The sequence below is a fragment of the Nitrospirota bacterium genome (genome assembly GCA_030645475.1).
In the GTDB taxonomy this organism is placed as follows: domain Bacteria; phylum Nitrospirota; class Nitrospiria; order Nitrospirales; family Nitrospiraceae; genus Palsa-1315.
The window spans coordinates 29140-55684 of record JAUSMA010000017.1 but is presented as its reverse complement, the minus strand read 5'-3'; the positions used below and the strand labels follow the sequence as shown (position 1 = coordinate 55684).

Here is a 26545-nt window from a genome sequence, read left to right as displayed (position 1 = left end):
ACGACAGATCTATCCAAGCTTGTCATTACCATCAGAAGAGATGGCTTGAGGCCTCTGTTTGAACCTACGAAAAGGATAAGTTATGAGCCAGTGTATTCCCTTGAAAGCCAAATAAAGAAGGTAGAATGTGACAAAGATAAGTGGAAGCGCCCACCCAAACCTATCGCTGAAAACTAGGGCGAAAACCCCAAACACTATGTAACCAATCCATTTGAGAACAATTCGGTACCAGACACTTTCCTTGGCTAACCTTAGCTCTTGGTGCTTTACGCCCTGCGGATCATCATTTTGATAGCCTTCGATAAAGGCGTAAATCGTGTTGAGACTGATTGCGAAATTTATATTTTGACCACCTTCAAATGATGACGAGGTTATCCCAATCAACTCTCCTGAAGTGTTGAGCAAAACCCCGCCGCTACTTCCGTGCGAAATCGGAACTGTTGTCTGAATCAACTCAACTCCGTCGCCCTTGTGTCTGATACCACTTATTAGGCCGTCCGAAATCGTTCTCTCAAGACCTAACGGATTGCCAATGGCTATTACACGCTCTCCAGGCTTAAAGTTAGTATCTTTGGCAAAACTCGGTGGGCTTGATTTGTCTGTTGGTATTGCAATTAGAGCGAGATCACGCTTGCTATCCCGAGTAAGTATTCTCACTTTGTCGAATGTTCCAAGACTCGAAATAACCTCTGCTGAGTATGCATTTTCGACCACATGCGCATTCGTAAGAATGATTCCTGTTTCAGTTATGAATACACCGCTCCCTTGGGCAGTGGGGGAACCTGTTACATCGTAAGTAATAATCATTGCGACTGAGTTTCCAACAGTCTCTGCAATCTCAGCGATGGACTGAGCGTGTGCTCCCACAACAAAACAGGAATAAATTATGAGGAGCAGAAGTAGTTTTAGACCTAGGCGTCTTACTGGAGACCCCAACCCCCAAAAGTAGGCCGGCGGCTGATTGAGAAAGGGGCCATCGTTGTATGCGGCGAAGGATTGCACAGGAAAACGACAGCAGGGACGAATCGAGAAGGGCATGAGAGCCTCCCAGGGGGAGGCGTATTGTAGGGGCGAGGCAAAGGAAGGCGCAAGGGCCGATTTAAGAGATGATAATCGGAAAAATAAGGGAATCGGGAGTTTTTCTGATCCGCACAGTGTGATGCAATCCCGAGAAAGAAAAAGGGCTATTTATCCGCCAATGGGCCAAACAACGGGGACATTCTACATTTCTTGGCGCGAAGCTGAGGCTCAGAGCTGACGTTGCCGGAGGAGCGGGGACTCGTCGAGGGTCTGCTGAGGAGGAAAGCGGAAGCTGACCAGGATTCGCGAGGGAATGCCCGAAGGCTGCCGCTCAGCGGAGCCGGAACGGGTCGCTCAGTGAGGCGCGGGAGCGGTTGAACCTCAGCCCCGCGCAGACGAGCCGGCGCTAAAGAACGGAAGGGATCGGGAGCTTTCCTGATAGCCCGGCGTGATACCATCCCTCCAGGCTTCTCGGCGCGTGGAGGCCTTTCCTCACCTCCTATCTTTCCCGTTGACGACCGCGGTGTAATTTTGGGATCATGATGTTGTGTATTTCAAGTTGCTTGGCCCCATCACGCAGATTGAAACATTCGCGGTTGGGTCTGGAATTCGAGAGATTGCTCGTCTTCGAAAGTTCTATGGCAAGGGTCGCTGGCGCAAACGGAAAGGCATCGTGAAGGTTCGACTCTCTGACGGATCCGTTCATCTCGCTGAAATTCATTGGTATGAGGCGACGGGTATGGGCCGGAAAGAATACAAGATTAAACGATTGCTCTGAGGTCACCACAATGCCAAAACTAAAGTCTGCTGCTTCACGATTTGTGATCTGTGTAGAGAATAAGGGATATGTGGTCTCTCTCGAAAAACGAAAGATCTATATCGCTCTCCCCGATGCAATAGCCCTCAAGCACGGTCAGGTGCGCGTGATCGACGAATCGGGTGAAGACTATCTCTATCCGAAAGTCTTGTTCCTGCCCATTACCGTCCCCCAGTCTCTTCGCAAAGCCATCCTGAAGGCGGCATAACACAGCGTATAGGCTCACGCCTCGCTAGGGGAAGCAACAGTCGGGAGTCTTTTCTCGCTCCGGGAATACACCATAGGCGTTCCTCCATCCCTGTGACTCACCTACAACCACCGTTCCCGGCAGCAGCGACAGCCCGTCTGCCCATGCGGCTCACTCTGTTGCCTTGACTCCCGCACCCTCTCGCTTATAGGTTCTCTCACCCACGATCTACCTCTTATGCAAAGGAACGTCCAATGACCACGTTGTTTACCCCGCTGCAGGCCGGGGACATCCGCTTACCCAACCGCATCGTCATGTCGCCCCTGACCCGTGTGCGGGCCGGGGCCACACACATTCCCAACGACATGATGGTGGACTACTACTCCCAACGGGCATCGAGCGGGCTCATCATGACGGAATGCACCATGGTCGATGCCCATGCCTGCGCCTTCATCGGTGAAGGCGGCATTTACAGCCCCGCGCACGTGGCCGGCTGGACACGAGTGACGGACGCCGTGCATGACAGAGGCGGCCGCATCTTCATGCAGATCTGGCATCCCGGCCGTGCCGCGCACTCGTTGTTGAACGAGGGCGAGCAACCGGTCTCCAGCAGCGCCACCGCGATTCGCAATGGCGTGACCCATACCCCGGAGGGCGCCACACCCTACGAAGTCCCGCGCGCGCTCCGCACTGAGGAAATCCCGCGGTATGTGGACATGTTCCGACGCGCCGCGCAGAACGCTCAACGGGCCGGCTTCGACGGGGTGCAAATCCACGGTGCGCACGGCTATTTGGTCGATAATTTTCTACGCGACGGCGTCAACGCACGCACGGATGCCTATGGCGGCTCTGTTCCCAACCGTGCTCGGTTTCTGCTGGAGGTGACCGATGCCGCCATCGGCGTCTGGGGCGCCGGGCGCGTCGCGGTACGAATCTCGCCCCTGGTCCCGTTCAATGACATGGTCGATAGCCAGCCCGACGCGCTGGTGACCTATGTGGCGCAGGAATTGAGCCGACGAATGATCGCGTTCCTCGAAATACGGCACGAGAGCCACGCCTTGCCTGAGGAGCAAGCCATCCTGACGATCGCCCGCCGACATTTCCATGGTGCCCTGATGAGCAACGGGAGTTATACGCGTGAAAGCGGCGAATCGACGGTGGCACGCGGAGCGGCCGATGCGATCGTGTACGGACGGCCATACATCGCCAACCCGGACCTGGTCGAACGCTTCGCGAAACAGACCCCGCTCAACGAGGTCAACTACGATCGGCTCTATGGAGGTGGACCAGACGGCTACAGCGACTATCCGGCCCTGGCCGCAGGCTGATTCCCATTAAGACGGGCCAATAGAAAAGGGGATGGGGCTCAGAGCGGACATCGCCGGATGAGCGAATCCCGTCGAGAGTCCGCTGAGGAGGAAAGCAAAAACTGACCGAGTCCGCGAGGGAATATCCGAAGGCTGCCGCTCAGGGGAACCCGACGGGTCGCCCCGGGAGGCGCGGGAGCGGCTACGCCGCTGCCACGCGCAGACGCATCGAACCACAGCAGGAAATTCCCGGAAACGGCCCCCCACGCACGGGACTTATCGGTTTGCCGTATTCGGCTGCTCTGCATGGATGGCAGCCAGTTCCTCTAGCGTCACGGCCTTCGCGCGATGCGCTTGTGCGGCCGTGGTGAGTCCGCTCCGGACGAACCCTTTCGTGTCGGTATATTCACCCAACGACTCGGCTCGCCGTTCGTATGCTTCGGCTTCGGCACGTGCCGCCTCAGCCTGCCGGCGATACGACTGCGCGGCGGCGGAACGCTCTTGTACTCCCAGCGTTCCCTGAATAACTGGCGATGACTGGTGCGGGAATTCTGAACAACCGACCATTCCCACACACAACAGAACGATGCTGCCAATGATAGCACCAGGTCCCTTGCCTCGTGATGCGAGCTGTCTCATCGATACCTCCTTGAGCCATAGGCTCACGACATCCGACCATCCGTGACTTCCTTGCACATACGATAGTCCGGAAGGCGTTGTGCCGCTAGAAGGTAGATACCTCGCTGGGAGGGAGAGAGTTCCTTGGGTTGAACCAAGGGATTTCCTTGGTTCGCTCGATTGGACACACGATCGGGATGGACGGAACCGAGGACGGACTAGGAGTCTACCGGCACCAATCCTATGCGAATGGCATAACGCACGAGACCCGCTACGTCATGGATTTCCAAGCGCCTCATCAATTCGGCCCGGTGACCCTCCACGGTCTTGGCGCTGAGTTCAAGCGTTCCGGCAATCTCCTTGGTGGAACGGCCCTCGGCAATACGTTTTAACACCTCACATTGCCGTGGCGTGAGGGCTCCGCCTTTCGTGGAGGCCGAGCCCTGCCTGAGATACTCATCCACTACCTTTTTGGATACGCTGGGCGTCAAATACGTCTCCCCTCGCATGACTGCCTTGAGGGCCAATTCCAATTCGGACGGCTCGGCTCCTTTCAACAGATACCCCGAGGCGCCGGCCCGAAGGGCTTGGCGGACGTATTCTTCGTTCGCATGCATGGAGAGGATGATGACCCGCACCTGCGGCCAGGACTTGGTGATACGGGCGGTCGCTTCGAGGCCCGTGAGGCCTGGTAGCGCAATGTCCATCAACACGAGGCTGGGCCTCTCTCGCTCGACCAGCTGGATCGCATCCTGTCCGTTTCCTGTTTCGGCGACGACCTGAATTCCATCGAGACTGTGCAGCAAGACACGAAGTCCGGCGCGAAAGAGCGCATGGTCATCGGCCAGCAGAACCCGTAGGGTCTTCGCTTTGACGTGCATACGGCCTCCCCCACTTCACACAGGCTTGTCGAACGGAATCATCACCGATAGCCTCGTGCCCTTTCTTCTCGTTGAACTGATCTGGAATTGTCCATTGAAGGTTCTGACTCGCTCTTGAATGCCGATCAATCCCAAATGCGGCCGTTCACCGGAGGCGGCCATGGCCTCTTTGACGGAAAAACCGGCGCCATCGTCTTCGATGACCACCTCGACTCCCTCTTTCACAGCCCGGAGCTTCACGGCCATTCGACTGGCCTCGGCATGCCTCAAGATGTTGGTCACCCCCTCTTGAACAATCCTGAAGCAGGCCACCAAGGCATCGGGGGACAGTCCCGGGGGAATACCCTTGGAATCCACCTTCGTGCGAATCCCAGCCCGCTCCCCCTGCTTCTCCACATACCAACGCACGGCAGAGACCAGCCCCAGGTCATCGAGCATCGATGGGCGTAAATCGAGGGCCATGTCGCGCACCCGCTGTACCGTCTGATCGATGATACTGAAACTGTCGTTCAAGGACGCAATCCGGCGGTTCGGGTCCGTGGTTCTCTGGATCGCCTGTAAATTCACTTTCAGCGTCGTAAACGCTTGTCCGATTTCATCGTGGAGATCATGCGCCAGTTGTCGACGCTCCTGCTCTTGCAGATGCATCGACTGCTTGGAGAGAGCCTGTAACCGTCCATGGGCCGCCAGTAGCTTCTCTTCTGCCTGTTTTCGCGTGAGATAGGAGGCACAACTGTCGGCCAATGAATTGATCAGATCCCGTTCTTCGGCCAGAAACGGCCCTTCGACTTCCGGCGGATTTTTTTCCGTGTAGACCACCTCGAGCATCCCCCGGCGTCCGTCCGGCGTCGCAAAGGCAGCCCGCTGTATCCAGGGCGTCTCCTTGAAACCAGGCGTGGGAAACTGCCTCCCGTCGAAGGTGATGCAGGCTTCCGTCACCTCAGGATACTGCCAGGCGGGAGGCATGAACGAGGCGATCTCCATCAATACGGTCGATACCGGTTTGAGACTGTCTTGCAGGAGATGAACTGCGCGATGGAGGGCGCTCAACTCCTTCACCCGCTCGCCCAGCCGATGGGCCAGTCCTCCGTGCTTCGGCATGAATGCCCGCCGCGTCGCTGTACCAGACTTCTCCGTACCTGTCTTATCCACAAGACCGGAGCGGCTCACTGCGACTCGCTTGGCCCCCGGCTTGTTTTTCTTGGTTGGCTTCATGTTCACGGCTCGAAAAATGAGACCGCCTTCGACACCGCTCTCCCGTTTCTAGCGGCCGGTCCATTCTACTCCGAAGTCTTGGCCTAACAACAGAACGAGCACCGGTCTTTCTCAGAGAGGAGAAAGAATGGGATAGAACGAACATACGGAGATATTCCACAATGCTCCGACAGATCTACCAGCCACCCAATTCCCCTCCCCACTTTGCTGCGAGCGGCGTCCCACGATTACCTTCGTTTATCTTCGCCGTTCCCCCCTTGGTACGTTTGCCTTTCTGAATAGCCTGCCTCCCCTTTCCGCCATATAATTCAGCGTGAAGAAAACGTGTTCAGTCCTACCCGTAAGAGGCCTGCATGAAACTCCCACGTAAACACGCCATCGTGGTCCGCGAAGCCATCGAGCGTTGGAAACACGATGGCGTGATTCCCGACACACAGGCGGCATCGCTGGCTGCGACGATCGAAGTCCAATATTTCGACTGGCGAAAGCTGGCGAAGTATTCCTTCTGGATCGCGCTCGTTTCGATCGTCTCCTCCGTGAGCGCCGCGCTCTCCGACCGGATGCTCCGGGACATGCTCGACGTACTCTTCAAGGCCCCCGCGACGGTCAAGTGCGCGGCCCTCTCACTCGTGGCGGCCGGGCTCTACCGATGGGGACTCACCAAACGACAGCAGGCCCCCGACAAGGCCTATCGCAACGAAGCCATTTTCTTTCTTGGCGTGCTGGCCACAGCCGGAGCGATTTCCCAACTAGGCATCGCACTCGACACAGGCAGCGGGCATTTCGCGATTCTGCTCTTGCTCTCGTTTCTGGTCTATGCCGTCCTCGGCGCGATGCTCGAATCGAATTTGATCTGGGTCTTCTCCCTGGCCTCGTTGGGCGGCTGGATGGGTACGGAAACGGGCTACATGTCCGGCTGGGGCGCCTATTACCTTGGGATGAACTATCCCCTGCGCTTTGTCCTCTTCGGCGGGCTCCTGACCGGCTGCGCTTTGGCGCTGGAAACTCACCCGAGCGGACAACGCTTCTTCCGCAGCACGCTGGTGATGGGATTACTGTATCTCTTCATCGCGCTTTGGATCATGTCGATCTTCGGCAACTATGGGGATATCCATGCCTGGGAGCGGGTAAAACAGATCGAACTGTTCCATTGGTCGCTCCTCTTCGGCGCAGTCGCAGGCTGGGCCGTCTACCATGGATTGAGGCACGACAACGACATCACGAAAGGGTTCGGTCTGACATTTCTCGGCATCAACTTGTATACGCGATTCTTCGAATTATTCTGGAACGGCCTGCACAAGGCCATCTTCTTCGCGCTGCTGGGGCTCAGCTTCTGGTACATCGGCAGCAAAGCCGAGACGATCTGGAACCTGGGCAGACGAGAAGAGCGAGGATGAAAAAAACAAAAAATCGAGCGTCTTTCCTGATCGCACGGCGAAATGCAATCCTGACCACCCCGTTTCACGGCGCGCGGCGAACGGTGCTACGGATGATCCCTCCAAGCTCGCTCGGTTTCTCTTCAGGGATGGGGGCTGAGTGGTCTTCCATTGCGCGCGTCCAACGAGGGCCTCCCTCCCTCTTGCTACATCGCCCCAGAGGGGGAGTGGCCAAGGTTGCCTTCGACTGCGCGCGGCGGACGAGCACATTCTGATCGTGCGCGTTCCGCGAGCAACGAGGGCACCTGGCCGCTCCCTCCTCATCCTTCTGAGGCCGCGCGTTGCGCGAGCACAGAAGATCATCAGCCCCCAGCCCCTCCCCTGCTCCGGGAGCAAAGAACGCTCCTCACGCCCTTGCGCTCAACACCTCTTTGCTGACTGCAGCCTTCTTCACTGCCCCGCCTCTCACCCGATGCATCTTCTCACGCGAATGGTAGGGCACCAGTCCTTCCAGCACCATCGGCAGTCTGTCACAGGGCACATCTTCCATAATCTTGACCGCCAACTTGGGGTCGGGCCCCGAGCGACCTCCCACGTAGATATCGACTGCATCGACGACTTTCCCATCGATCTTGGCCTTCTTCCCCAAGAACCCGATATCCGCCACGAGATGATTGCCGCAGGCAGCAGGACAGCCGGACCAATGCATGGTGATCGGCTTGAGCGTGCTCCCCAGACGAGCCTCCAGCGCCTTCGCTGTTTCTACTGCCCGGCTCTTCGTTTCGATGACCGCGAGATTGCAGTAGTCGCTCCCGACACAACTGACCAGCCCCTTGTAGACTGGTGAGGGGTTATAAGCGAATTGCTTCACCAACGACTCTTGGTCGAGGTCGCCGATTTTCCGATCGGACACGTTCGGAACGATCAGGGCTTGCGCCGGGGAAATCCTAATCTCCCCCGTTCCATATTTCTCTGCCAAGGCTGCGATCTTGGACAGGTCATCGTGTTTGATACGGCCCACTAGGACTTTTAATCCCACATAGTTCATGCCCGGTTGTTTTTGCCGATAGATCCCGACATGGCTCTTCTCGACTGCTTTTCGCGCATCGATGCCGGCCTGCGACAATTTCTTGCCCATACGCGTTTCCACTTCCTCACGGAACCGGTCTTCGCCCCATTCCTCCAGCAGGAAGGCCAGTCGGACCTGCGTACGATTCTCCCTCGATCCATGGTCTCGAAAGATGTGAATGATCGCGCGGCACACGGCCAAGGCTTCGCCCTCAGTCACAAAGATGTCGAGCGGCGTCGCGATCCGATATCCGCCGGACCCGAGCTTGCCGCCGGCCAAGAGGTTGTACCCGAGACTCTTACCGTTGGCGCCGTCGTGATAGGCCGGCACAAGGGCCAGATCTTGGGTTTCCATGTGCACGCAGTTATCCGGGCAGCCTGTCACCGCTACGTTGAACTTCCGCGGCAGGTTCGAATAGGCCGGATTGCCCAGGATCTCTTCGTTGATGGCGCGCACGATAGGCGTCGCATCCGATAGTTCCTCAGGACTCAACCCAGCCACCGGACAGGTCATCACGCCTCGCACGTTGTCCATGCCGGTTTGGAGGGAGGTCAGCCCGACCTCATCCATCTTGGCAAAGACCACCGGTACATCTTCGATCCGGATCTGCCGAAGCTGTATCTGTTGCCGTGTCGTCAAGTCCAACACCCCGTTGCCGTAGGTCCCGGCGATCTCGGCCAGGGCCCGCAGTTGATACGAGCTGCTCTTGCCGCCCGGGATCCGCACCCGAATCATGAAAAAACCAGGCGTAGGGTTCCGCAGAAAGAGGCCATACCATTTGAGGCGCTGGACATCGTCCTCCGGGATCGATTCCCATCCCGTTTTGGCGTACTGAGCAATCATCTCCTTCACCGCCAACCCGTCGCGCTCCGTCTTGATGACCTCGATTTTATTCATGTTCCCTTCTCCAATGACACACGGTAATCGGCCCCGGTTCGTTCGAGCACCACGAGGCCGGCACGATTGAGCCGGTCGACAACTGAGAACACCGTGACCCAATCAAGCCCGGGCAACCGGGCCAGGTCTTCGAACGAACTTGCGCCGCATTCACGCAGCCGTTGTACCACACAATCTTCATTCGACATCACGGCACGATCAATAGAAGTCGCCATGGCTCCCTCCTCTCTTGTTGAATCCTGGATTCAGCAGGCCTCCCGTGCCGGAATGACACGCGGCAATTCCTTTGGCTCAATACAGGCGACGGTATAGGGACTCGCGAGCCAATACAGACCACCGACGAACAGCCCGCCGCCGACGATGTTTCCCAAGACGACATAGAACTGGTTGTACCAATAACCTGTCCAACTGACTGCGTCCCCATGGGGGAGAAACAACGCCATGCCGAGAAACGATTGATTGGCAACGCTATGTTCAAACCCGGTCCCGATAAACGCGAACAGACACCAGAAGATCAGCATGATCTTGGCCGCATCGTTCGTCGTCCTCCCGGAGGTCCAGACCGCCAGGCAGACGAGCCAGTTACACAAAAGACCCCGAAGGAACAGCTCCCACGCCGGCAGCGACATTTTCATAGCCGCCACATTTCCGATCAGGTCGGCCTGCGGGCCCTTGGACAGGACGCCCGATTGGACGACCAGCCAGGCCAGCACCAGCGAGCCGATGAGATTACCGACCCAGGACCATACGTTGAGCTGCGCCACTTGAGTCCAGGTGAGACTGCGCGACAGCCCGCCGATCACTCCGGTCATGTTATTCCCGGTGAACAATTCCGATCCGGCAAAGATCACCAATGTCAGGGCGATCCCGAAGGACAGACCCATCACCAGCTTGACCATCGGCGATCCGACCGCGGCCAGCGGCCCACCGAGGCTGAAAATCAACGCGATGCCGAATCCCACATAGACGCCTGCCAGGGCCGACAGTATGAGGTAGCGTGACAGCGAGACCTCCAGGAACCGATGTTTCTTCGCCGCCAACGATGCAATCCGCTCGTGATCCGTCGTATACATCGAGGCCTCCTTTATCATCACATTCAAAAAGCACAACGGCGTCCGTCTTCCCGCATAGGAGACGGACGCCGTTGTCCGCTTCGCATCTCGCTCTGTCGTTACGCGGCAGGAACGCCTTTGTTCCCGCACCAGACCCACTCTCGGATGGTCGCTAAAACGTCTTATACTCGAGCCACTTCCCGTTCAGCGTAATCTTGCACCGGGCCTCGCCCTGGCTGCCGGTCACCTTTTCCATGTCGAGCGTGAAGTCAATCGCGCTCATGATGCCGTCGCCGAACATCTCGTTGGCCTGTTCGCGCATCGAATCGCCATAGACCCCGATGATCTCCATCAAGCGATACTTGAACGGATCAGTCGTAATCGGGTAATCGGTGCGAACCGGGAATTTACTCAACGACGCGGTCAGGTCTGCATCGAGGCCCAACAAGTCGCCGACCTTCTTCGCCTCCTCAGCCGGCAACTTGTGTGTCCCCTGCAACACCGCTGCAACAAAGGTTGGATTTCTCCCGACCGCTTTGGCCACCTCAGCGATCGTTACCTTTTTCTCCATCCGCTTTGCTTTAATCGCGTCTTTCGCTTTCTTCACTTCCATCGCATATTCCTCCTTTGTTAATGCCTCTGGCACAGGCGCACTCCCGTTCCTTCAGAACCTCACGACGAGCGGAACGGCCTCCGACGATTCTCCTGGCACCGCCCCCTCACCCACCACTCCATGCGACGCATGACGGACGAGAAAATGAATCACATGGTTCCTGATCTTGTAGTAATGGGGATGTTCAATGACCGAATCTCTCGATCTGGGACGCGGGATCGTCACATCCACAATCTCCGCAATGCGCGATGATGGCCCGTTCGTCATGAGCATGATGCGGTCAGACAAGAGAATGGCCTCGTCCACATCGTGTGTGACCATGAATACCGTGTTGCGCGTGGCGTTCCACATCTGAACTAATTCCTCTTGAATGACTCCTCTGGTCAGCGCATCGATCTGAGCGAAGGGCTCATCGAGCAGCAACACCTTGGGCTCAATTGAAAAGGCCCTGGCGAGACCGACTCGCTGCTTCATGCCTCCTGATAAGGCGATCGGCCGCTTATCTTCAGCTCCCTTCAGTCCGACCAACGCAATGTACTTATGCACATGCGCCACCACCTGTCCGTGTTCCCAATCCGGGTAGGCCGACCGGACGGCCAGCGAGATGTTCTCGAACACCGTCATCCAGGGCATGAGAGCAAAATTCTGGAACACCACCATCCGGTCCAATCCAGGGCCGGACACCTCGCGCCCATTCAAGATCACGCCGCCTTCCGACAGGGTTTCCAACCCGGCGATGATGTTGAGCAAGGTGCTCTTGCCGCATCCCGAATGGCCGATCACGGTGACAAACTCGCCCTTGTCGACTTTCAAGGTCACGTCTTTGAAGATACACACGTCTCCACCTCCGGCATGACCGGGGAAAAACTTGCTCACATGATCGACAACGAGAAATGACATGGTTACTCCTGATAGGTTACGAGACCGGCAAGTTTATTGAATCCTGAATCCAGAATGACGCCGACGACCCCGACCACCAAAATCGCGAAAATGACCCCGGCAATGTCGAGATTGTTCCATTCGATCCAACTTAGGTAGCCGACGCCCAACTCACCCAGCAGCATCTCTGCCGGCACCACGGCCACCAATGCGCTCCCGAACGCGATTCTCAGACCGTTCACGATGGTCGGGGCTGCCCCTGGCAAAATCACCCGATAGAGCCGCTTGAACCAAGACAGCTGCAGAATCGCCGCGACGTGTAAATATTCCTTCTTGAGCGAACTTACTCCGAACGCCGTCGTCGCCAGAGTCGGCCAAACGGCTGCCATAAACACGACCAAGACGGCTGTCCATTTGGGGTCCTTGACCGTGTACAGCAGCAAGGGCATCCAGGCCAGCGGCGAGATCGGTTTTAAGACCTGAATGAACGGGTTGACGGCTCGGAACAGGACGCGGTTCAGCCCCAGGAGGACACCGAAGATGATCGCTACGACCGATGCCGCAAGGAACCCTCCCGCGAATCTCGAGACGGTGTAGAGAACCAGGTAGCCGATGCCGTGGTCGTTGGTTCCCTTGATGACGAAGGCCTCGCTCAATTCAGTTCTCGCTTTCTCCACCACTGCGAGAGGACCCGGCACACCCTTCATCTTCTCAGGGTTCCAGACGTAGCCTCCCGCTCCAGCTCGAACGATGTCTCCGTTGAACTCCATCATCTGTAGTTGTTCGTCCGTCTTGCCCTTCGCGTCAAAAGACGACCGCAGCGTCAGCAAATGCCACCCGCCGAGAAAAATCACGAGGATAAACACCGAAATCATCCACGGACTGCCATTTCCATTTGTTTTCATAGTTCCAGGCCTTTTCGACTATTACGCCATACTGTGGATTTTAAAGCTGCGAACATAGGCATCCGGTTGGGTTGCATCGAACTCCCGGCCCATGATCGTATGTTTGGCCATCACTCCCTGATGCGTTGGATAACCAAGCTCCTTGGCGATCCGATCGCAGTCGGCCGCTCGATACACTTGCTCGGCCACGGCGCTGTAATTGACCTCGCCCTTTAAATGACCCCACCGTTTCATTTGGGTCATGATCCAAATCGCCATCGAGTGCCAGGGAAAGGGATCGAAATCGATACGGCTCGGATCCTTCTTGATTGCGCCCAATCCGTCCGCGTAGGTTCCCGTCAGCACCTGTTCCAAGACCGTCACCGGCTGATTCAAATAATTCGTCGGTGCAATCGCCTCGGCAATCTCTTTCCGATGAGCCGGGTTCGACGCGTAGTGTGTGGCATCCACGATAGACCGGAAGAGCGCCAGAAACGTATTCGGGTACTGCGTGGCAAAGTCCTTGGAAATCGCGAAACCGCAACAGGGATGCTTATCCCAGATTTCCTTGGAGAGTTTGAAGATGAACCCTGCGTTTTCGTAGACCGCCCGTTGGTTGAAAGGATCGGGAGCCAGATATCCATCGACGTTGCCAGCTTTCAGATTGGCCACCATCTCCGGTGGCGGCACGACACGGATTTGCACATCTTTGTCAGGATGCACGCCACCTTCCGCCAAGAAATAGCGCAGAAGATAGTTATGCATCGAATAGTCGAACGGCACACAGAACCGAAACCCCTTCATGTCGGCGGCAGTTTTGACGCCCTTGTGCTTGTTATGCAGCGTGATCGCTTGGCCGTTAATATTCTCCACCGCCGGCATGTAAAACGGCACGGGGACGGAACCGGCCCCCAGGGTGATCGCCAGTGGCATGGGCGACAACATATGCGCCGCGTCGACATCTTTGTTGATGGCCCAATCCCGCACCATGGCCCAGCCGGCTGCACGTTTGACCTTGGCATTCAGGCCATGCTTGCTATAGAACCCCAGCGGCTCCGCCATGATAATCGGCGTGGCACAGGTAATGGGAATAAAGCCGATACTGAGGTCTGTCTTTTCCGGCTTCCCGACCGGATCGGCCGCGAATGCGGCGAACTCTTTCAACGGGAGTAATTCAGCGACAAGCGCCGTTAGCGCTGCGGCTCCCATGGATGCGAGAAACCTCCGGCGTGATGGAACGGCAGCTTGGATAACAGCCGACACCACAGCTTGCTCGACGTTGCGCTCAAAATACTCCTCGGAGGATTCGGCTTTCACGACAGCTTTTGGATTCGCTGTCATCGTCCGCTTACTGGCCCCATCTCCTTCGCTCATGACCGCCTCCTTCTGTGTGTTTCGGCAACTGTTTGTTTACCGAGTCCCAAGATCCGATCACTGAACATGCTGAAAATAAAAAGCGTCCGCCTCCCAGTCGTGAGAGACGGACGCCATTGTCCGCATTGATAGGTCGGCACCGGCCTATCCACTGTGTACGTTGGCACCGATCTCCGACGACCTGTGCCGAAAACAAAACGGCGTCCGCCACTCTTTCCAGAATGACGGACGCCGTTGTCCGTTTGCCGTATGTCGAGAGCCTTACCGAGGCGCCGTTGCCTCGACTCCGCTCATAGGGAGATATGTACCATGCCTCCCCGACCAGGTCAACCCATACCTAAGATGGGTCCTGTACTCTAGACGTCGTAATAGAGGTAGAACTCATACGGATGCGGACGCAACCGCATGGTATCGACTTCCTTGGTCCGCTTGTACCCGATCCAGGCTTCGATCAGGTCCTTGCTGAAGACCCCGCCTTTGAGCAGGAACTCATGGTCCTTCTCAAGGTTGTTCAACGCTTCGTCGAGGCTGCCCGGCATGGTTCGAATCTTCGCCGCTGCCTTCGCCTCGAGATCGTAGAGATCCTGCTCAGCCGGTTCACCGGGGTTGATCTTGTTCTGGATACCGTCCAACCCGGCCATGAGCATGGCGGAGAAGGCGAGATAGGGATTCGCGGCCGGGTCTGGGAACCGCACCTCGATCCGCTTCGCCTTGGGGCTCGGTGAATACATGGGAATCCGGATGCCGGCCGACCGATTCCGGCTGGAATAGGCCAACAACACCGGAGCTTCGAACCCTGGCGTCAAGCGCTTGTAGGAGTTCGTCGTGGGATTGGTAAAGGCCGCCAGCGCCGGCGCATGTTTCAGAATGCCGCCGATGTAATGCAGGCACATCTGCGACACGCCCGCATATTCCTTCCCGGCGAACAGGGGCTTGCCGTCCTTCCAGATGCTCTGGTGGCTATGCATGCCCGATCCGTTATCGCCGAAAATCGGCTTCGGCATGAAGGTCGCAGTCTTGCCATGTCGGCGAGCCACGTTCTTGACGATGTACTTGTACATCATCATTTTGTCTGCTGTCCTGACCAGCGAGTCGAAGCGGATATCGATTTCCGCCTGACCGGCCGTGGCGACTTCGTGGTGATGCTTCTCGATCTGGATACCGGCTTTCTCCATCTCCAGAATCATCTCGCTGCGGATGTCCTGTTGCGTATCGGTCGGAGCGACGGGGAAATAGCCTTCCTTCTGGCGGATTTTGCCGCCCAGGTTGTGGCCTTCCTGCCCCATGTTCCACACGCCTTCTTCGGAGTCGATGAAGTAGTAACCGCTGTGACCATTCTGATCGTACCGGGCTTGATCGAAAATGAAGAACTCGGCCTCGGGACCCCAGTAGGAGGTATCGCCGATCTTCGTGCTCTGGAGGTATTTCTCCGCCTTCTGGGCGACATAGCGCGGATCGCGATCGTAGGTCTCGCGCGTGATCGGATCGACCACGTTGCCGATGAGGCTCAGCGTCGGGACCGCACAGAACGGATCGAGACAAGCCGTCGACGGATCCGGCACGACCAACATGTCGCTGTTGTTGATGGCCTTCCAGCCGCGAATGGAGGAGCCGTCCAGTCCGGACCCGTCCTTGAAGAGGTCCTCCGTCAATTCATTCGTCGGGATACTGAAATGCTGCCAGGTCCCGATGAGATCGACAAACTTCAAGTCGACGATCTGGACTTTATGTTTCTTCACATACTCCAACACTTCACGTACGTTCATCCCCTTCTCCTTTCAAATGACCCCTGAATGAGACTGCGCCGCCTCTGCTAGGCCGCTTTCGCCTCGAGAAAATTCTCGATGGCCGTTTCGACTCCCGTTCGTAACCGCTCCAATTGCCCGTGGTCCTCCAGCTTCTTCCCCTGCTGATCGGCGACGTAGAACACGTCGGCCACCTGATCCAGGCGCGTCGAGATGCGCGCGGCATGGATGGATAACCCAAGCTGAAAAATGGTGTTCGTGATCACATACAATAAACCCTGGCGGTCATCGGCAAAGACATCGATGATCGTATAGGCGTCCGACGTTTCATTGTCGACCCGCACCTCCGTCGCTTCAGGAGCTTTCGGCAGCGATCGCGTCAGCTTCAACCGCGCGCCCCGTCGCAGCACATCATCGACATGCTCCCACCCCTTGAGGACCGACGCGATCCGGTCGCCCACCGTCCGGAGCCGCTCGGCCGGAGGTGCGCCCTGATAGTCCGGATCCATCACCTGGAACGTATCGACCACAATCCCGTCGGCTCTGGTAAGAATCTGCGCATCGAGAATCTGCACCCCGCTGCCTGCCATGACACCGGCGATCTTCGAGAACATGCCCGGCGTCACGTCATTGTGGGCCACGACGGTATATTCGCAGGTCCCCAGTTCCCCGTTGAACTCCGTCTCCACCAGCACTTCACCGACATGCAATCGCCGCACGGCCGCCAAATGCGCTGCCATACGAGACGATACCGTGCCGTAGATATAGCGCTCGGGGAATTGGCTCAGTTGCTGTTCGACCCAGGCCAATGTTCCATCGGATTGTCCTGCCATGAGCGGATGCCGGCTCACCTCTTCGGCAATCTGGCGAACCCGTTCTGGCGCCCCGACGCCGTTCCGCTCTCCGGACACCTCCGACATCGTGCGCTGGTAGAGTTCGATCAGCAGCGATTCTTTCCACTTGGTCAAGACACCGGGACCGACGGCCGCGATATCCGCGGCCGTGAGCACCAAGAGCTTCTTCAAGACTTCGGGCGTCCCGACTTCGCGGGCAAAGGGCAGCACCACCTTCACGTCGTTCGGGTCTCGTCGAAACGCCGTGTGAGCCATGAGCAAATGTTTCTGCACGAGGAATGCAAGGGTGCGCTTGTCCTGCTCGTCGAATCCAAGCCGAACCGCTGCCTCTTCAACCAATCGCTTCCCCGCTTCACTGTGATCTTCTTCCTGGCCCTTGCCCAGATCATGGAACAACACGGCGAGATGGAGCAGATCTTTTCGCTTAATACTGCGATAGACGTCCCCCATCACCCCCTGATCCTGTGCCAAGTCTTCCGCCCGCGTCACCGCAAGCAAACTGTGCTCGTCGACCGTATACTTATGGTACTGATTGAACTGCATGAGGCCACGCACGCGTTTCATCGAGGGAACCAATTTCTCCAGCACCGAGGCCCGATGCATGGCCTCCAGCGTCTTGGCGGTGCCAGGCCCCGAGAGAATCGCGAGAAAGGTGCGATTGACCTCCGGCGTCCGATAGGCCTCCGCCGAGACCGTATCGACATGGCGGTGGATGTCTTCGAGTAATGGCGGCACGATGGTCAGCCGCCGCGCTCGCGCGACATCGAACAGGCGGAGGAGCAACGCCGGGCTTTCCAATACCTTGGCGCGATATTCATCCGCAACCGTCAACACCCCGCCCCGGACTACGAAGTATTCATCGACGCGGGGCGCCGGCAAGAACCGCGCGATTCTGCGCCAAAACGGCACGCTCCGACAACGCTCGACAAACCGCATACAACTTTCATGCAAGCCCGTCGTGTGCCGGTAATACTGCTGCATGAACTGTTCGACGGCCAACAAATGCGGCTGGTCCTGAAATCCGAAATGTTGGGCCAGCCAGATCTGCTCATCGAACGACAAAATCTCCTGGGCCGTGCCGGCATGGACATGGAGGAGCGCCCGGACTCGCCACAAGAAATCCCGTGCCTCTGTGAGGGCGATGGAATCGGCCCTGGACAGGATGCCGCGATCGGAGAGTTCACGGATCGTCGGCGCCTGATACCGGGCCATACCGGCCCATTGCAACAGGTGCAAGTCGCGAAGACCACCGGTGCTTTTCTTGACATTCGGCTCAAGCAAATATACCGTCTCGCCGAACTTCTGGTACTCCCGCCGGCGCTCATCCAGTTTCTGATCCAAGTAGGTATCCGGGTTCTTGACCACGACCTTCCGCATATACCGGCTGTGAAACTGCTCGAATAACTCGGGGCTTCCCGCAAGAAACCGGGACTCCATCATCGAGGTCTTCACGGTCGCATCGGCCTCCGCCAGCTCGATGCAGTCGGCAATCGTCCGTACGCTATGTCCGACCTGAAATCCAGAGTCCCACAAGGGATGCAAGACCGCACGCACCAGCATCTCGACCTGTGACTTCGCCTCGGGGAGGAACAGAAACATGAGATCGACATCCGAATGGGGCGCCAACTCACGGCGGCCGTATCCACCCAAGGCGATGACGCAACATTGGCGAAGACCCGCGTTCGCTAACGCATCACCGCCATGCCGGATCGCCTCGCGATAACGCCCGAGGATCAACCCATCGACGAGCTCGGTCATGGCGGCGAGGGTCTCGGCGCCCGATGCGCCACCCATGACACGCTGACCGATGATACGGCGCTGCTCGGCCAGAAAGAGGCCAAGCTGCGCCGCATCGCCATCCCGCACAGTCAGGTCGACCACGTCTTGTTTGGCACTCATCGTCACAGAGCCGTTTCTCCAGTTTCACCCGTCCTGATACGCACCGCGGCCACCAAGTCGCGCACGAAAATTTTGCCGTCCCCGATGCTGCCGGTCTTGGCTGCCCGGGTAATCGTCTCGATGACCCGCGGCATCTGTGCGTCCGTGACGGCCACCTCAATCTTTACCTTCGGCACGAACTCGATCGTATATTCCTGACCACGGTAGGTTTCCTTGTGCCCCTTCTGGCGGCCGAATCCTTTGACTTCCGTGACCGTCATACCCTGCACACCCATTTCGAGCAAGGCATCCTTCACTTCATCCAACTTGAACGGCTTCACGATGGCTTCAATCATTTTCATGTCGCTGCCTCCTTACCTGGCTGACCCGAGGACGCTGATCATTCATCGTCGCGAGGATCGCCGGCATGATTGCATGGTCAATAGTGTCATGGTCTGTTTATGAATAGGCCCGCTCGTTGTGTTGACTGAGGTCCAACCCCGTCGATTCGTCTTCCGGGGCGACCCGCAGCCCAACTGCTGCATCAACGACCTTCAAGATAACCCAGGTCCCGATCACGGAAAACAGCGCCACCGCCGCGACCATGATCGCCTGAATCCCAAGTTGCCCTGCATTTCCGAACAAGAGCCCGTCTGCCCCGGCGGCATTGATGGCCTTGGAGGCGAAGACCCCCGTCGCGAGGATGCCGAAGACGCCGCCCACACCGTGGATTCCCACGACATCGAGCGAGTCATCATAGCCCATCCTCCCCTTCCACACAACGGCGAAATAGCACAGAATCCCAGCAAAAACACCAATTATGATCGCGGAGAACGGTCCGATATACCCGGAGGCCGGGGTCACGGTGGCCAGACCGGCTACCGCGCCACTGGCCAGACCAAGGACGGTGGGTTTCCCGCGATGCGCCCACTCGACCCCCATCCAGACCAACGCCGCTGCGGCCGCTGCCGCATGGGTCGCCAAGAAGGTACTCGCGGCCAGCCCATTCGCACCCAACGCACTGCCTGCGTTGAATCCGAACCAGCCAAACCACAAAAGACCGGTCCCCAACAACGTGAACGGCAGGTTATGCGGAGCCATGTAATCGGCTCCATGCCCCTTCCGTTTGCCTAGCACGATGGCACAGACCAAGGCACTCACACCGGAGCTGATATGCACCACCGCGCCTCCGGCGAAATCTAACGCGCCCATCTTCCCCAACCATCCGCCTCCCCAGATCCAATGGGCCACCGGCGTATAAATCACCAGGGACCACAAGGCCGCGAACAGCAGCAGCGCGGAAAACTTCATCCGCTCAGCCACCGCCCCCGTAATCAAGGCCGGCGTAATGGCCGCAAACATGAGCTGGAATAACATGAACACTTGGTGAGGAATCGTAGGGCCATACACTGGATGGGGCTCGCTCCCCACCCCGCTCAACCCGATCCATTCAAGGCCCCCGATGAGACCGCCCTTGTCGGGGCCGAACGCCAGGCTATAGCCGACAAGAATCCAGAGGAGGCTGACCAGACAGAGAATGACGATGCTCTGCATGATCGTCCCCAGGACGTTTTTGCCCCGGACAAGTCCTCCGTAGAACAGCGCTAAGCCCGGCATCGTCATCGCCAGCACCAGCGCCGTGGAGGTGAGGACCCAGGCCGTGTCCCCCGTATCGATCTTCAGCACAGGAATTGCGGCGACGGCTTGAGCCGATGCGGCCGCTGTATCCTGCGCCGCGACTGACCCTGTGAAGACCGCCAAGGTTCCCAGCATCACGACCGCGATAGTCAGGCCTATGACACTGAGCGCCCCTTGGCGCCTACGCTTGCGACTGTCGATTCGTGCAGGGTCAATCACCATCGTCCTCCTTGCCTTCGGTCACCCGTTGCCTTACGAATAGGCCCGTTCATCATGTTGACTGAGATCGAGGCCCTTTCGCTCATCTTCTTCACTCACACGCAACCCGATCACTCCATCGACCAACTTCAGAATCACAAAGGTCCCGACAAACGCAAACACGACCGAGACCAGGACGGCCATCGCCTGGATGCCCAACTGTGCCGGATTGCCATAAAACAGACCGTCTGCGCCTGCGGCATTGATCGCCTTCGACGCGAAGAGGCCGGTTGCCAGCGCACCCCAGATACCTCCGACTCCATGAATGCCGACCACATCGAGGGCGTCATCATAGCCCAACTTGGTCTTCCACAACACCGCTAAATAACAGAGGACTCCCGCCACTAGCCCGATCACAATCGACGCCACTGGGCCGACGAATCCGGAGGCCGGCGTGATCGCCACCAACCCCGCAACGGCACCACTCGCGGCGCCCAACACCGTCGGTTTGCCTCGATACATCCACTCCACGATCATCCAGGCCAAGGCCGCGGCGGCGGCTGCCGTATTGGTGACGACAAAGGCACTGACCGCTAGCGCCCCGGAAGCGACGGCGCTGCCAGAGTTAAACCCGAACCACCCGAACCAGAGCAAGGAAGCACCCAAGACCGTCATCGGCAAATTATGCGGGACCATATGTTCCCTGCCGTAACCCAACCGCTTCCTCAACACGATGGCACAGGCCAAGGCAGCGGCACCGGAACTAATGTGGACAACCGTTCCACCGGCGAAGTCCAGGGCTCCAAGGTTTCGGACCCAGCCCCCGACCGCCCACACCCAATGGGCCAAGGGATCGTAGATGAAGGTTGCCCAAAGCAGGGTAAACACCAGAAAGGCGCTGAACTTCATCCGTTCCGCCACCGCCCCCGTGATGAGCGCGGGCGTGATGACCGCAAACATCATCTGAAAAATCATGAAGGCTTGATGCGGAATCGTCGCCGCATAATCGGCATTCGGCTCCAAGCCAACCCCATTAAGTCCGATCCATTCGAGCCCCCCGATCAGGTGCCCCTTATCCGGCCCGAAGGCCAAACTGTAGCCCCACAAGACCCACTGGATGCTGATCAGACAGAGAATCACAAAACTCTGCATGATCGTCCCCAGCGCATTTTTCGAACGCACCATGCCTCCATAGAACAGCGCAAGGCCCGGCGCCGTCATCGCGAGCACCAGCGCCGTGGAGACCAAGACCCAGGTGGTGTCTCCGGTGTCGATCTTCGGTGCAGCTGGCACGGCCGCCGCTTCCGGAGCTGCGACAACCGGGGCTGCGGGAGCTGGTGCCCCCGCGTCTTGTGCATAGAGACCCGTCGTCCCCACCAAGATGGCGCAGGCTAGGACGGGAAGCATCGATGTCATGATACGAAGATATCGGTTCATGATGAGGTCCTTTCCTCTCCTGTTCAGAACAGGTAAATGACTTGGAATGACAGGGTTTCTTGGTTGTTGACAGGCCGGCTGCCGTACAAGAAGACGTTCTTATCTGATTTGTCGTACCGGAACTCGGTCCGCGTGATCAGAGACGGAAAGGGCTTGTATTGCAATGTGAAGGTATTCTCCCAGAGGGTTTGGGGAATCCCACCGGCTCCCGCCGTGATCACGCCAGCACCCGAACTGCCGCTGGCACAGGTATTGGCACCTCCAGCGAAATTCACACCGCCCGTACAGGTCCGGGCGCCCCCGGCATCTTCGAAGATCTCTCCACGGAATCTGGCGCTCCATTGATCGGTGAAATCATGGATTAAGTAGCCAGCAAATCCGTTCCAACGGGCATTCTTCGCGCCCTTGACCGTGCTGGCATTGCCCTCATTGCCGTAATAGGGTTCCAGGATCACGGTATCCTTGTCGGTGGGCTTCAACGTGATGATCGACCCCACCACCGTCCGCTTAGCCGTCGGATCGGCCTGGGTGGTGAAGGCAGCCGCCCCTTGGCTGTTCGATTGCTCCGCGCCATAGGACCCGTAGAAGCTCACGCCGATCTTCTCGTGGGGGGTAAGGGCCACCAACCATTCAAACGATTTCCCCTTGTTGTTGTCGTCGATGTTGTCCCAGCCGTTGATCACGCCGATCGACGCGGTCACGAGCGGATTGAAGGTATACGTCATGCGCACGCCCGTCGTCGTAAAGGCTTGGCCCAAGCCGAACATGAAGCTGCGCGAGAAGTTCGGGTTTTCATAACTGTTGATCACTTCATAGCCGATCAAGGTGTTGATCTTGCCAGCTTGAATTTTCAGCCCATTGCCGACCGGGAGGATGTACTCGGCATAGAGTTCTTGGAAATCCATCTCGTTGTTGCTGGTGCCCGGTTGAAAGTTGGTCCGGGCCCTGGTGACTCGGGCATCGGACCCGAAATTCAGCCGCGCGCGAAAACCGGCCCGATCCATGCCGCTGCCGGCGGCATCGGCCGGCCGCTCCAGCATGAGCTGGGCCAGGTGCGGCATGAAGCCGTTGGCATTCGTGTCGAAGATATGCAGTTGATTGAGGTTGGTGTTCGGATTGTTGAAGTTCTGCGTATAAGCCACATCCAGAAACCCAGAGGCCTTGAACCCCAGAGTCTTCCACAACGACGGCGCATCCGACTTCTTCTCCAACGCCTCCAACCGCTCTTGCACGGTCGGCGCAGGCGTCGGTGGAGCCACTTGAGCCAAGGCAGCCTGGCTACCCAGCAGCGAAACCAACGCGCAGATTCCTATCCCGATAAGACTGCGTACTGACATAATGACGGCCTCCCTCGTCCGATTGGTGATGTTGTGACTCACAAACCTTCTCTCGTTCACCTCGACGACGTTGTCGCCACGCACGCCATTGTGCGCAACCTCCAGCCCCTCCAAGCCCATTCGATTTTCAGCTCCACATTGATTCCCACCAGCCAATACATACATCTCGCTTCTCATGTTCCTCGCCACTCAGACTGCTCGAATGCGGTCAAAAAAAAACGCCCTCTAGCCCGTTTGGGCCGGAGGACGCCATTGTCCATGCCGTACTATCTTGAGGCCGGTGGGAAACGCCGTTGTTCCCCTGTCCGATGGGGACTCTTGTAACATGCTCCCGGAAAATCTGTCAACGCCTTTGCGCGCCCTATACGAAAGAGGGGAATGGCACATCTCACGAGACTGGCACCCTCAGTGAACGACCGCACGACCTCTCCATCCTGGCGGTGATCTGCCATCTATGCTAGATTTGCCGCACCTATGGCTCTCTTATTCCTCTCTTCGACATTTAGTCGCCTTCGCAAGGCATTGTTATTACTCGCGCTAGCCTGCTTAAGCGGCACAGCCTGTAGCGCAACCGGCCAGACAGGTCGAGTTCTTTCTGAAGATCCCCGAGGAACCGTATCCCTTCAGGCCCTATCTGACCGGTCGATTCAGGCCAGTCACCCGATCCACATGGAACCAGCCCTCATCGCCCGAGTCTTGAGCGGGATGCGGGTCCAGGAACAGCAGAGAGGACTCCAAGACCTACTGGCAGGATCAGCTTCTCCTGTCCCGGTTTTTTCGCCGGAAGAAGTTCAGTTCCTCACTCCCAGAATTGCCAAAGCCCTGACGACCGCGGGAACGGGAGAGGCTGTGTCATTTCAGGTCACTAGTCCTCGCCAAGGCACGGGGCGCTTGGAGCACTCCGTTACAGAGACTACAGCCGGCTCCCTCTACGCCTATGGGCTCTCGCTGTATGTCACACTCTCGCAATACCGATATGCACCGGGCCAGCCTCACACCAACGACCCAGCCCACCGGCGCCTACCAGATCCCTCTGGCCTCTCGAACCGAACCCTGCTCTTCACACCGAGCGCGGCCCAACGGTCCGATAGTTTTCACTATCCGGCAGGGGGAAGCTCCACCGACAGGTTTCTCGCCATCGATTATCAGCTGCTTCAGCATGCATCGCCATCGATAGCAGCCATTGAGCAGGCTTTGCCCTTGGTCCAACAAGAGGCTACGTCGAATCGAGAGCCCCTCGCAGGAGCCAAACGATCCGAGAACCAGTCAGAATCGCTTGCTCAACGCGAAGCAGAAATCCATACGTTGAAGGATCTCGTCATCAAGAAAGACTTGGAGTTGGAAGTTCTCAGGAAGGAACTGCAATCGGTTCGGAAACAACTCGACAGCCAAACGGCCAAGCCCGACAGCCAGAAGCGAAAACCCGCGCTCCCCTCAAAACCACAGCAAACAGCCCCGTAACCAGCATATCGCGGCCTATCGATTACGATAGCCGTTCGTAATCGGCATCCGCCGGTCCTTACCCAAGGCCCGGTGCGTAATTTTGATGCCGATCGGCGCCTGCCGGCGCTTGTACTCGCTGCCATCGACCATCGCCATCACCCGTGCCACCGTCGCGCGGTCGTACCCTGCGACGACGATTTCTTCGAGGGACCGGTCTTCTTCCACATAGGCCTGAAGAATGGGATCGAGGACCTCATAAGGCGGCAACGAATCTTCATCCTTCTGATCGGGCCTCAATTCGGCGGTCGGGGACCGGCTTAACGTCCGTTTGGGAATGACCGGGGCCGAGCCTCTGAGATTGCGAAGCCGCGCCAAATCATACACCATCGTCTTGGGAACATCTTTGATCACGGCAAATCCGCCGGCCATATCGCCGTACAACGTGGCATACCCGACACTCATCTCGCTCTTGTTGCCCGTGGTGAGCACCAGATGGCCGAACTTATTGGAGAAGGCCATGAGGAGATTGCCCCGAATGCGGGCTTGGAGATTCTCCTCCGTCGTATCGGGTGCCCGCCCCTCAAACGTCTTCACAAGCGCATCCCGGTATGTATCGAACAGCTTCGTGATGGGGAGAGTCCGGACAGAGATCCCGAGTCGTGCCCCCAGCTCTGCGACATCTTCATAACTATCTTGTGACGTATAGGGCGACGGCATGAATAGACCCCAGACGTTCTCGGCGCCGAGCGCATCCACGGCAAGCACGGCGGTCAACGCCGAGTCCACTCCCCCGCTCAAGCCGATCACAGCTCGGGCAAATCCATTCTTCCTCACGTAATCTCGCACCCCCAACGTGAGTGCCAGGTAGACCTCCTCCAGCGGATCCATGGCTGCTACCATATCGGGAACTGCACGCACCCGAGTCTTTGAAAGGATAGGAAGCGCGGCGTTGCACATCTCCACCGCAGCGGCCACCTGTTTCGGCAAAACTTTTTTCCTCCCCTGAGTGCGCCGCTCTCGCGCGACCGCCTCCATGTTGAGGTCAGCAACGATCAAGTCTTCTTCAAACGCTTTCCCCCGCGCGATGACCTCGCCCCGGTGATCGAGGATCACACTATTCCCGTCAAACACCAGTTCATCTTGCCCGCCAACGATATTGGTATAGGTGAGCACCACCCCGTTTTCCCGCGCGCGGGTTGCCAGCATCTGCTCGCGTATCCGGCTCTTGCCCAAATGAAACGGCGACGCATTGATATTCACGATCACTTCGGCGCCCGCCGCCGCCTGGAAACGAGTGGGCCCTTCCGGCAACCAGACATCTTCGCAAATATTGACCCCGACCACCGTGCCGCGCAGGCGAATGAGCGGAAGCCGCCTGCCAGGATAGAAATACCGGCTCTCGTCGAACACCCCGTAGTTCGGCAAGTACCACTTACAATAGGTCGTGACGAGTGTCTGATCGGCAATGACCGCCGCCGCATTGTAGAGCTCGTGAGCACCGGCCGGTACGACCGACGAGCGAGCTGGCTTTGGATCGGGGCCATCGCTCTGGCTGACGTAGCCCACCACTGCGGCAAGGCCCCGGCAATGACGGACTATTTCTTGAAGCGCACGGCGATTGTCCGCAATAAAACGTGGTTTCAATAAAAGATCTTCTGGTGGGTAGCCGGTGATCGCCAGCTCCGGGAAGGCCACCAAATCGGCCTTCGCCTTCCTCGCCTCGCGCAACCAGCCAGTAATCCGGCGGACATTCCCGTCCAGATCCCCGACCGTCGGATTCATCTGCACCATGGCGATTCGAAACGTTCGCATAGCGACCACCAACG

Annotated in this window: 23 protein-coding genes; 5 read left to right on the top strand and 18 right to left on the bottom strand. The window is 57.8% G+C overall.

From position 1 onward, the window contains the following. Positions 1-9: 9 nt before the first annotated feature. Entirely contained in the window at positions 10-1038 is a 1029-nt protein-coding gene (locus tag Q7U76_05135) for a trypsin-like peptidase domain-containing protein (GenBank protein MDO8355756.1), read from the bottom strand. Between the two features lie 529 nt (positions 1039-1567). Here Q7U76_05135 and Q7U76_05130 point away from each other — a divergent pair. From Q7U76_05130 to Q7U76_05120, 3 genes are all read left to right on the top strand, one after another. Continuing rightward, positions 1568-1798, top strand: coding sequence for a hypothetical protein (locus Q7U76_05130; protein ID MDO8355755.1), 231 nt, complete (start codon positions 1568-1570; stop codon positions 1796-1798). Positions 1799-1808: 10 nt separating this feature from the next. After that, entirely contained in the window at positions 1809-2045 is a 237-nt protein-coding gene (locus Q7U76_05125; GenBank protein ID MDO8355754.1) for a hypothetical protein, read from the top strand. A gap of 233 nt (positions 2046-2278) precedes the next feature. Continuing rightward, positions 2279-3352 (top strand): alkene reductase, encoded by a 1074-nt coding sequence (locus Q7U76_05120; GenBank protein MDO8355753.1) that lies wholly within the window; start codon positions 2279-2281, stop codon positions 3350-3352. A gap of 255 nt (positions 3353-3607) precedes the next feature. Here Q7U76_05120 and Q7U76_05115 read toward each other — a convergent pair whose 3' ends face one another. From Q7U76_05115 to Q7U76_05105, 3 genes are all read right to left on the bottom strand, one after another. Continuing rightward, the gene (locus tag Q7U76_05115; GenBank protein ID MDO8355752.1) at positions 3608-3970 is read right to left on the bottom strand and encodes a hypothetical protein; all 363 of its coding nucleotides are present in this window, start codon (positions 3968-3970) and stop codon (positions 3608-3610) included. 197 nt (positions 3971-4167) lie between these two features. Then, entirely contained in the window at positions 4168-4830 is a 663-nt protein-coding gene (locus Q7U76_05110; GenBank protein MDO8355751.1) for a response regulator transcription factor, read from the bottom strand. 15 nt (positions 4831-4845) lie between these two features. After that, positions 4846-6045, bottom strand: a complete 1200-nt coding sequence (locus Q7U76_05105) for a sensor histidine kinase (protein MDO8355750.1) — start codon at positions 6043-6045, stop codon at positions 4846-4848. Between the two features lie 353 nt (positions 6046-6398). On the opposite strand from Q7U76_05105, the gene Q7U76_05100 reads away from it, so the two are divergent. Next, positions 6399-7442: a DUF2157 domain-containing protein gene (locus Q7U76_05100; protein ID MDO8355749.1), complete on the top strand. Its 1044-nt coding sequence runs from the start codon at positions 6399-6401 to the stop codon at positions 7440-7442. 385 nt (positions 7443-7827) lie between these two features. On the opposite strand, the gene Q7U76_05095 is transcribed toward Q7U76_05100, so the two are convergent. The 13 genes from Q7U76_05095 to Q7U76_05035 form a co-directional block, all read right to left on the bottom strand. Continuing rightward, positions 7828-9387: a ferredoxin--nitrite reductase gene (locus tag Q7U76_05095; GenBank protein ID MDO8355748.1), complete on the bottom strand. Its 1560-nt coding sequence runs from the start codon at positions 9385-9387 to the stop codon at positions 7828-7830. Beyond that, positions 9384-9602 carry a hypothetical protein gene (locus tag Q7U76_05090; GenBank protein ID MDO8355747.1) on the bottom strand — a complete coding sequence of 73 codons (219 nt, stop codon included), beginning with the start codon at positions 9600-9602 and terminating at the stop codon, positions 9384-9386. The genes Q7U76_05095 and Q7U76_05090 overlap by 4 nt, the downstream gene beginning before the upstream one ends. Positions 9603-9632: 30 nt before the next feature. Then, positions 9633-10460 carry a formate/nitrite transporter family protein gene (locus Q7U76_05085; protein ID MDO8355746.1) on the bottom strand — a complete coding sequence of 276 codons (828 nt, stop codon included), beginning with the start codon at positions 10458-10460 and terminating at the stop codon, positions 9633-9635. A gap of 151 nt (positions 10461-10611) precedes the next feature. Then, on the bottom strand, positions 10612-11052 hold the full coding sequence (gene cynS, locus Q7U76_05080) for a cyanase (protein MDO8355745.1): 441 nt from the start codon (positions 11050-11052) through the stop codon (positions 10612-10614). A gap of 51 nt (positions 11053-11103) precedes the next feature. After that, positions 11104-11952, bottom strand: a complete 849-nt coding sequence (locus tag Q7U76_05075) for a nitrate ABC transporter ATP-binding protein (protein ID MDO8355744.1) — start codon at positions 11950-11952, stop codon at positions 11104-11106. A gap of 2 nt (positions 11953-11954) precedes the next feature. After that, positions 11955-12836 carry an ABC transporter permease subunit gene (locus Q7U76_05070; GenBank protein ID MDO8355743.1) on the bottom strand — a complete coding sequence of 294 codons (882 nt, stop codon included), beginning with the start codon at positions 12834-12836 and terminating at the stop codon, positions 11955-11957. Positions 12837-12857: 21 nt separating this feature from the next. Next, on the bottom strand, positions 12858-14156 hold the full coding sequence (locus tag Q7U76_05065; protein ID MDO8355742.1) for a CmpA/NrtA family ABC transporter substrate-binding protein: 1299 nt from the start codon (positions 14154-14156) through the stop codon (positions 12858-12860). Between the two features lie 389 nt (positions 14157-14545). After that, complete coding sequence (gene glnA, locus Q7U76_05060; protein ID MDO8355741.1) at positions 14546-15955, bottom strand: type I glutamate--ammonia ligase; 1410 nt, start codon at positions 15953-15955, stop codon at positions 14546-14548. A 47-nt stretch (positions 15956-16002) separates the two neighbouring features. Then, positions 16003-18687, bottom strand: coding sequence for a [protein-PII] uridylyltransferase (gene glnD, locus Q7U76_05055; GenBank protein MDO8355740.1), 2685 nt, complete (start codon positions 18685-18687; stop codon positions 16003-16005). A gap of 2 nt (positions 18688-18689) precedes the next feature. Beyond that, positions 18690-19028: a P-II family nitrogen regulator gene (locus Q7U76_05050; GenBank protein ID MDO8355739.1), complete on the bottom strand. Its 339-nt coding sequence runs from the start codon at positions 19026-19028 to the stop codon at positions 18690-18692. A 97-nt stretch (positions 19029-19125) separates the two neighbouring features. After that, entirely contained in the window at positions 19126-20526 is a 1401-nt protein-coding gene (locus Q7U76_05045) for an ammonium transporter (protein ID MDO8355738.1), read from the bottom strand. A gap of 30 nt (positions 20527-20556) precedes the next feature. Further along, positions 20557-21918 (bottom strand): ammonium transporter, encoded by a 1362-nt coding sequence (locus Q7U76_05040; GenBank protein ID MDO8355737.1) that lies wholly within the window; start codon positions 21916-21918, stop codon positions 20557-20559. Between the two features lie 44 nt (positions 21919-21962). Further along, positions 21963-23441 (bottom strand): outer membrane beta-barrel protein, encoded by a 1479-nt coding sequence (locus tag Q7U76_05035; protein MDO8355736.1) that lies wholly within the window; start codon positions 23439-23441, stop codon positions 21963-21965. A 309-nt stretch (positions 23442-23750) separates the two neighbouring features. Between Q7U76_05035 and Q7U76_05030 the strand changes: the two genes are divergently transcribed. Further along, on the top strand, positions 23751-24737 hold the full coding sequence (locus Q7U76_05030) for a hypothetical protein (protein ID MDO8355735.1): 987 nt from the start codon (positions 23751-23753) through the stop codon (positions 24735-24737). Between the two features lie 15 nt (positions 24738-24752). On the opposite strand, the gene Q7U76_05025 is transcribed toward Q7U76_05030, so the two are convergent. Continuing rightward, positions 24753-26531: an NAD+ synthase gene (locus tag Q7U76_05025; protein ID MDO8355734.1), complete on the bottom strand. Its 1779-nt coding sequence runs from the start codon at positions 26529-26531 to the stop codon at positions 24753-24755. Positions 26532-26545 lie beyond the last annotated feature (14 nt).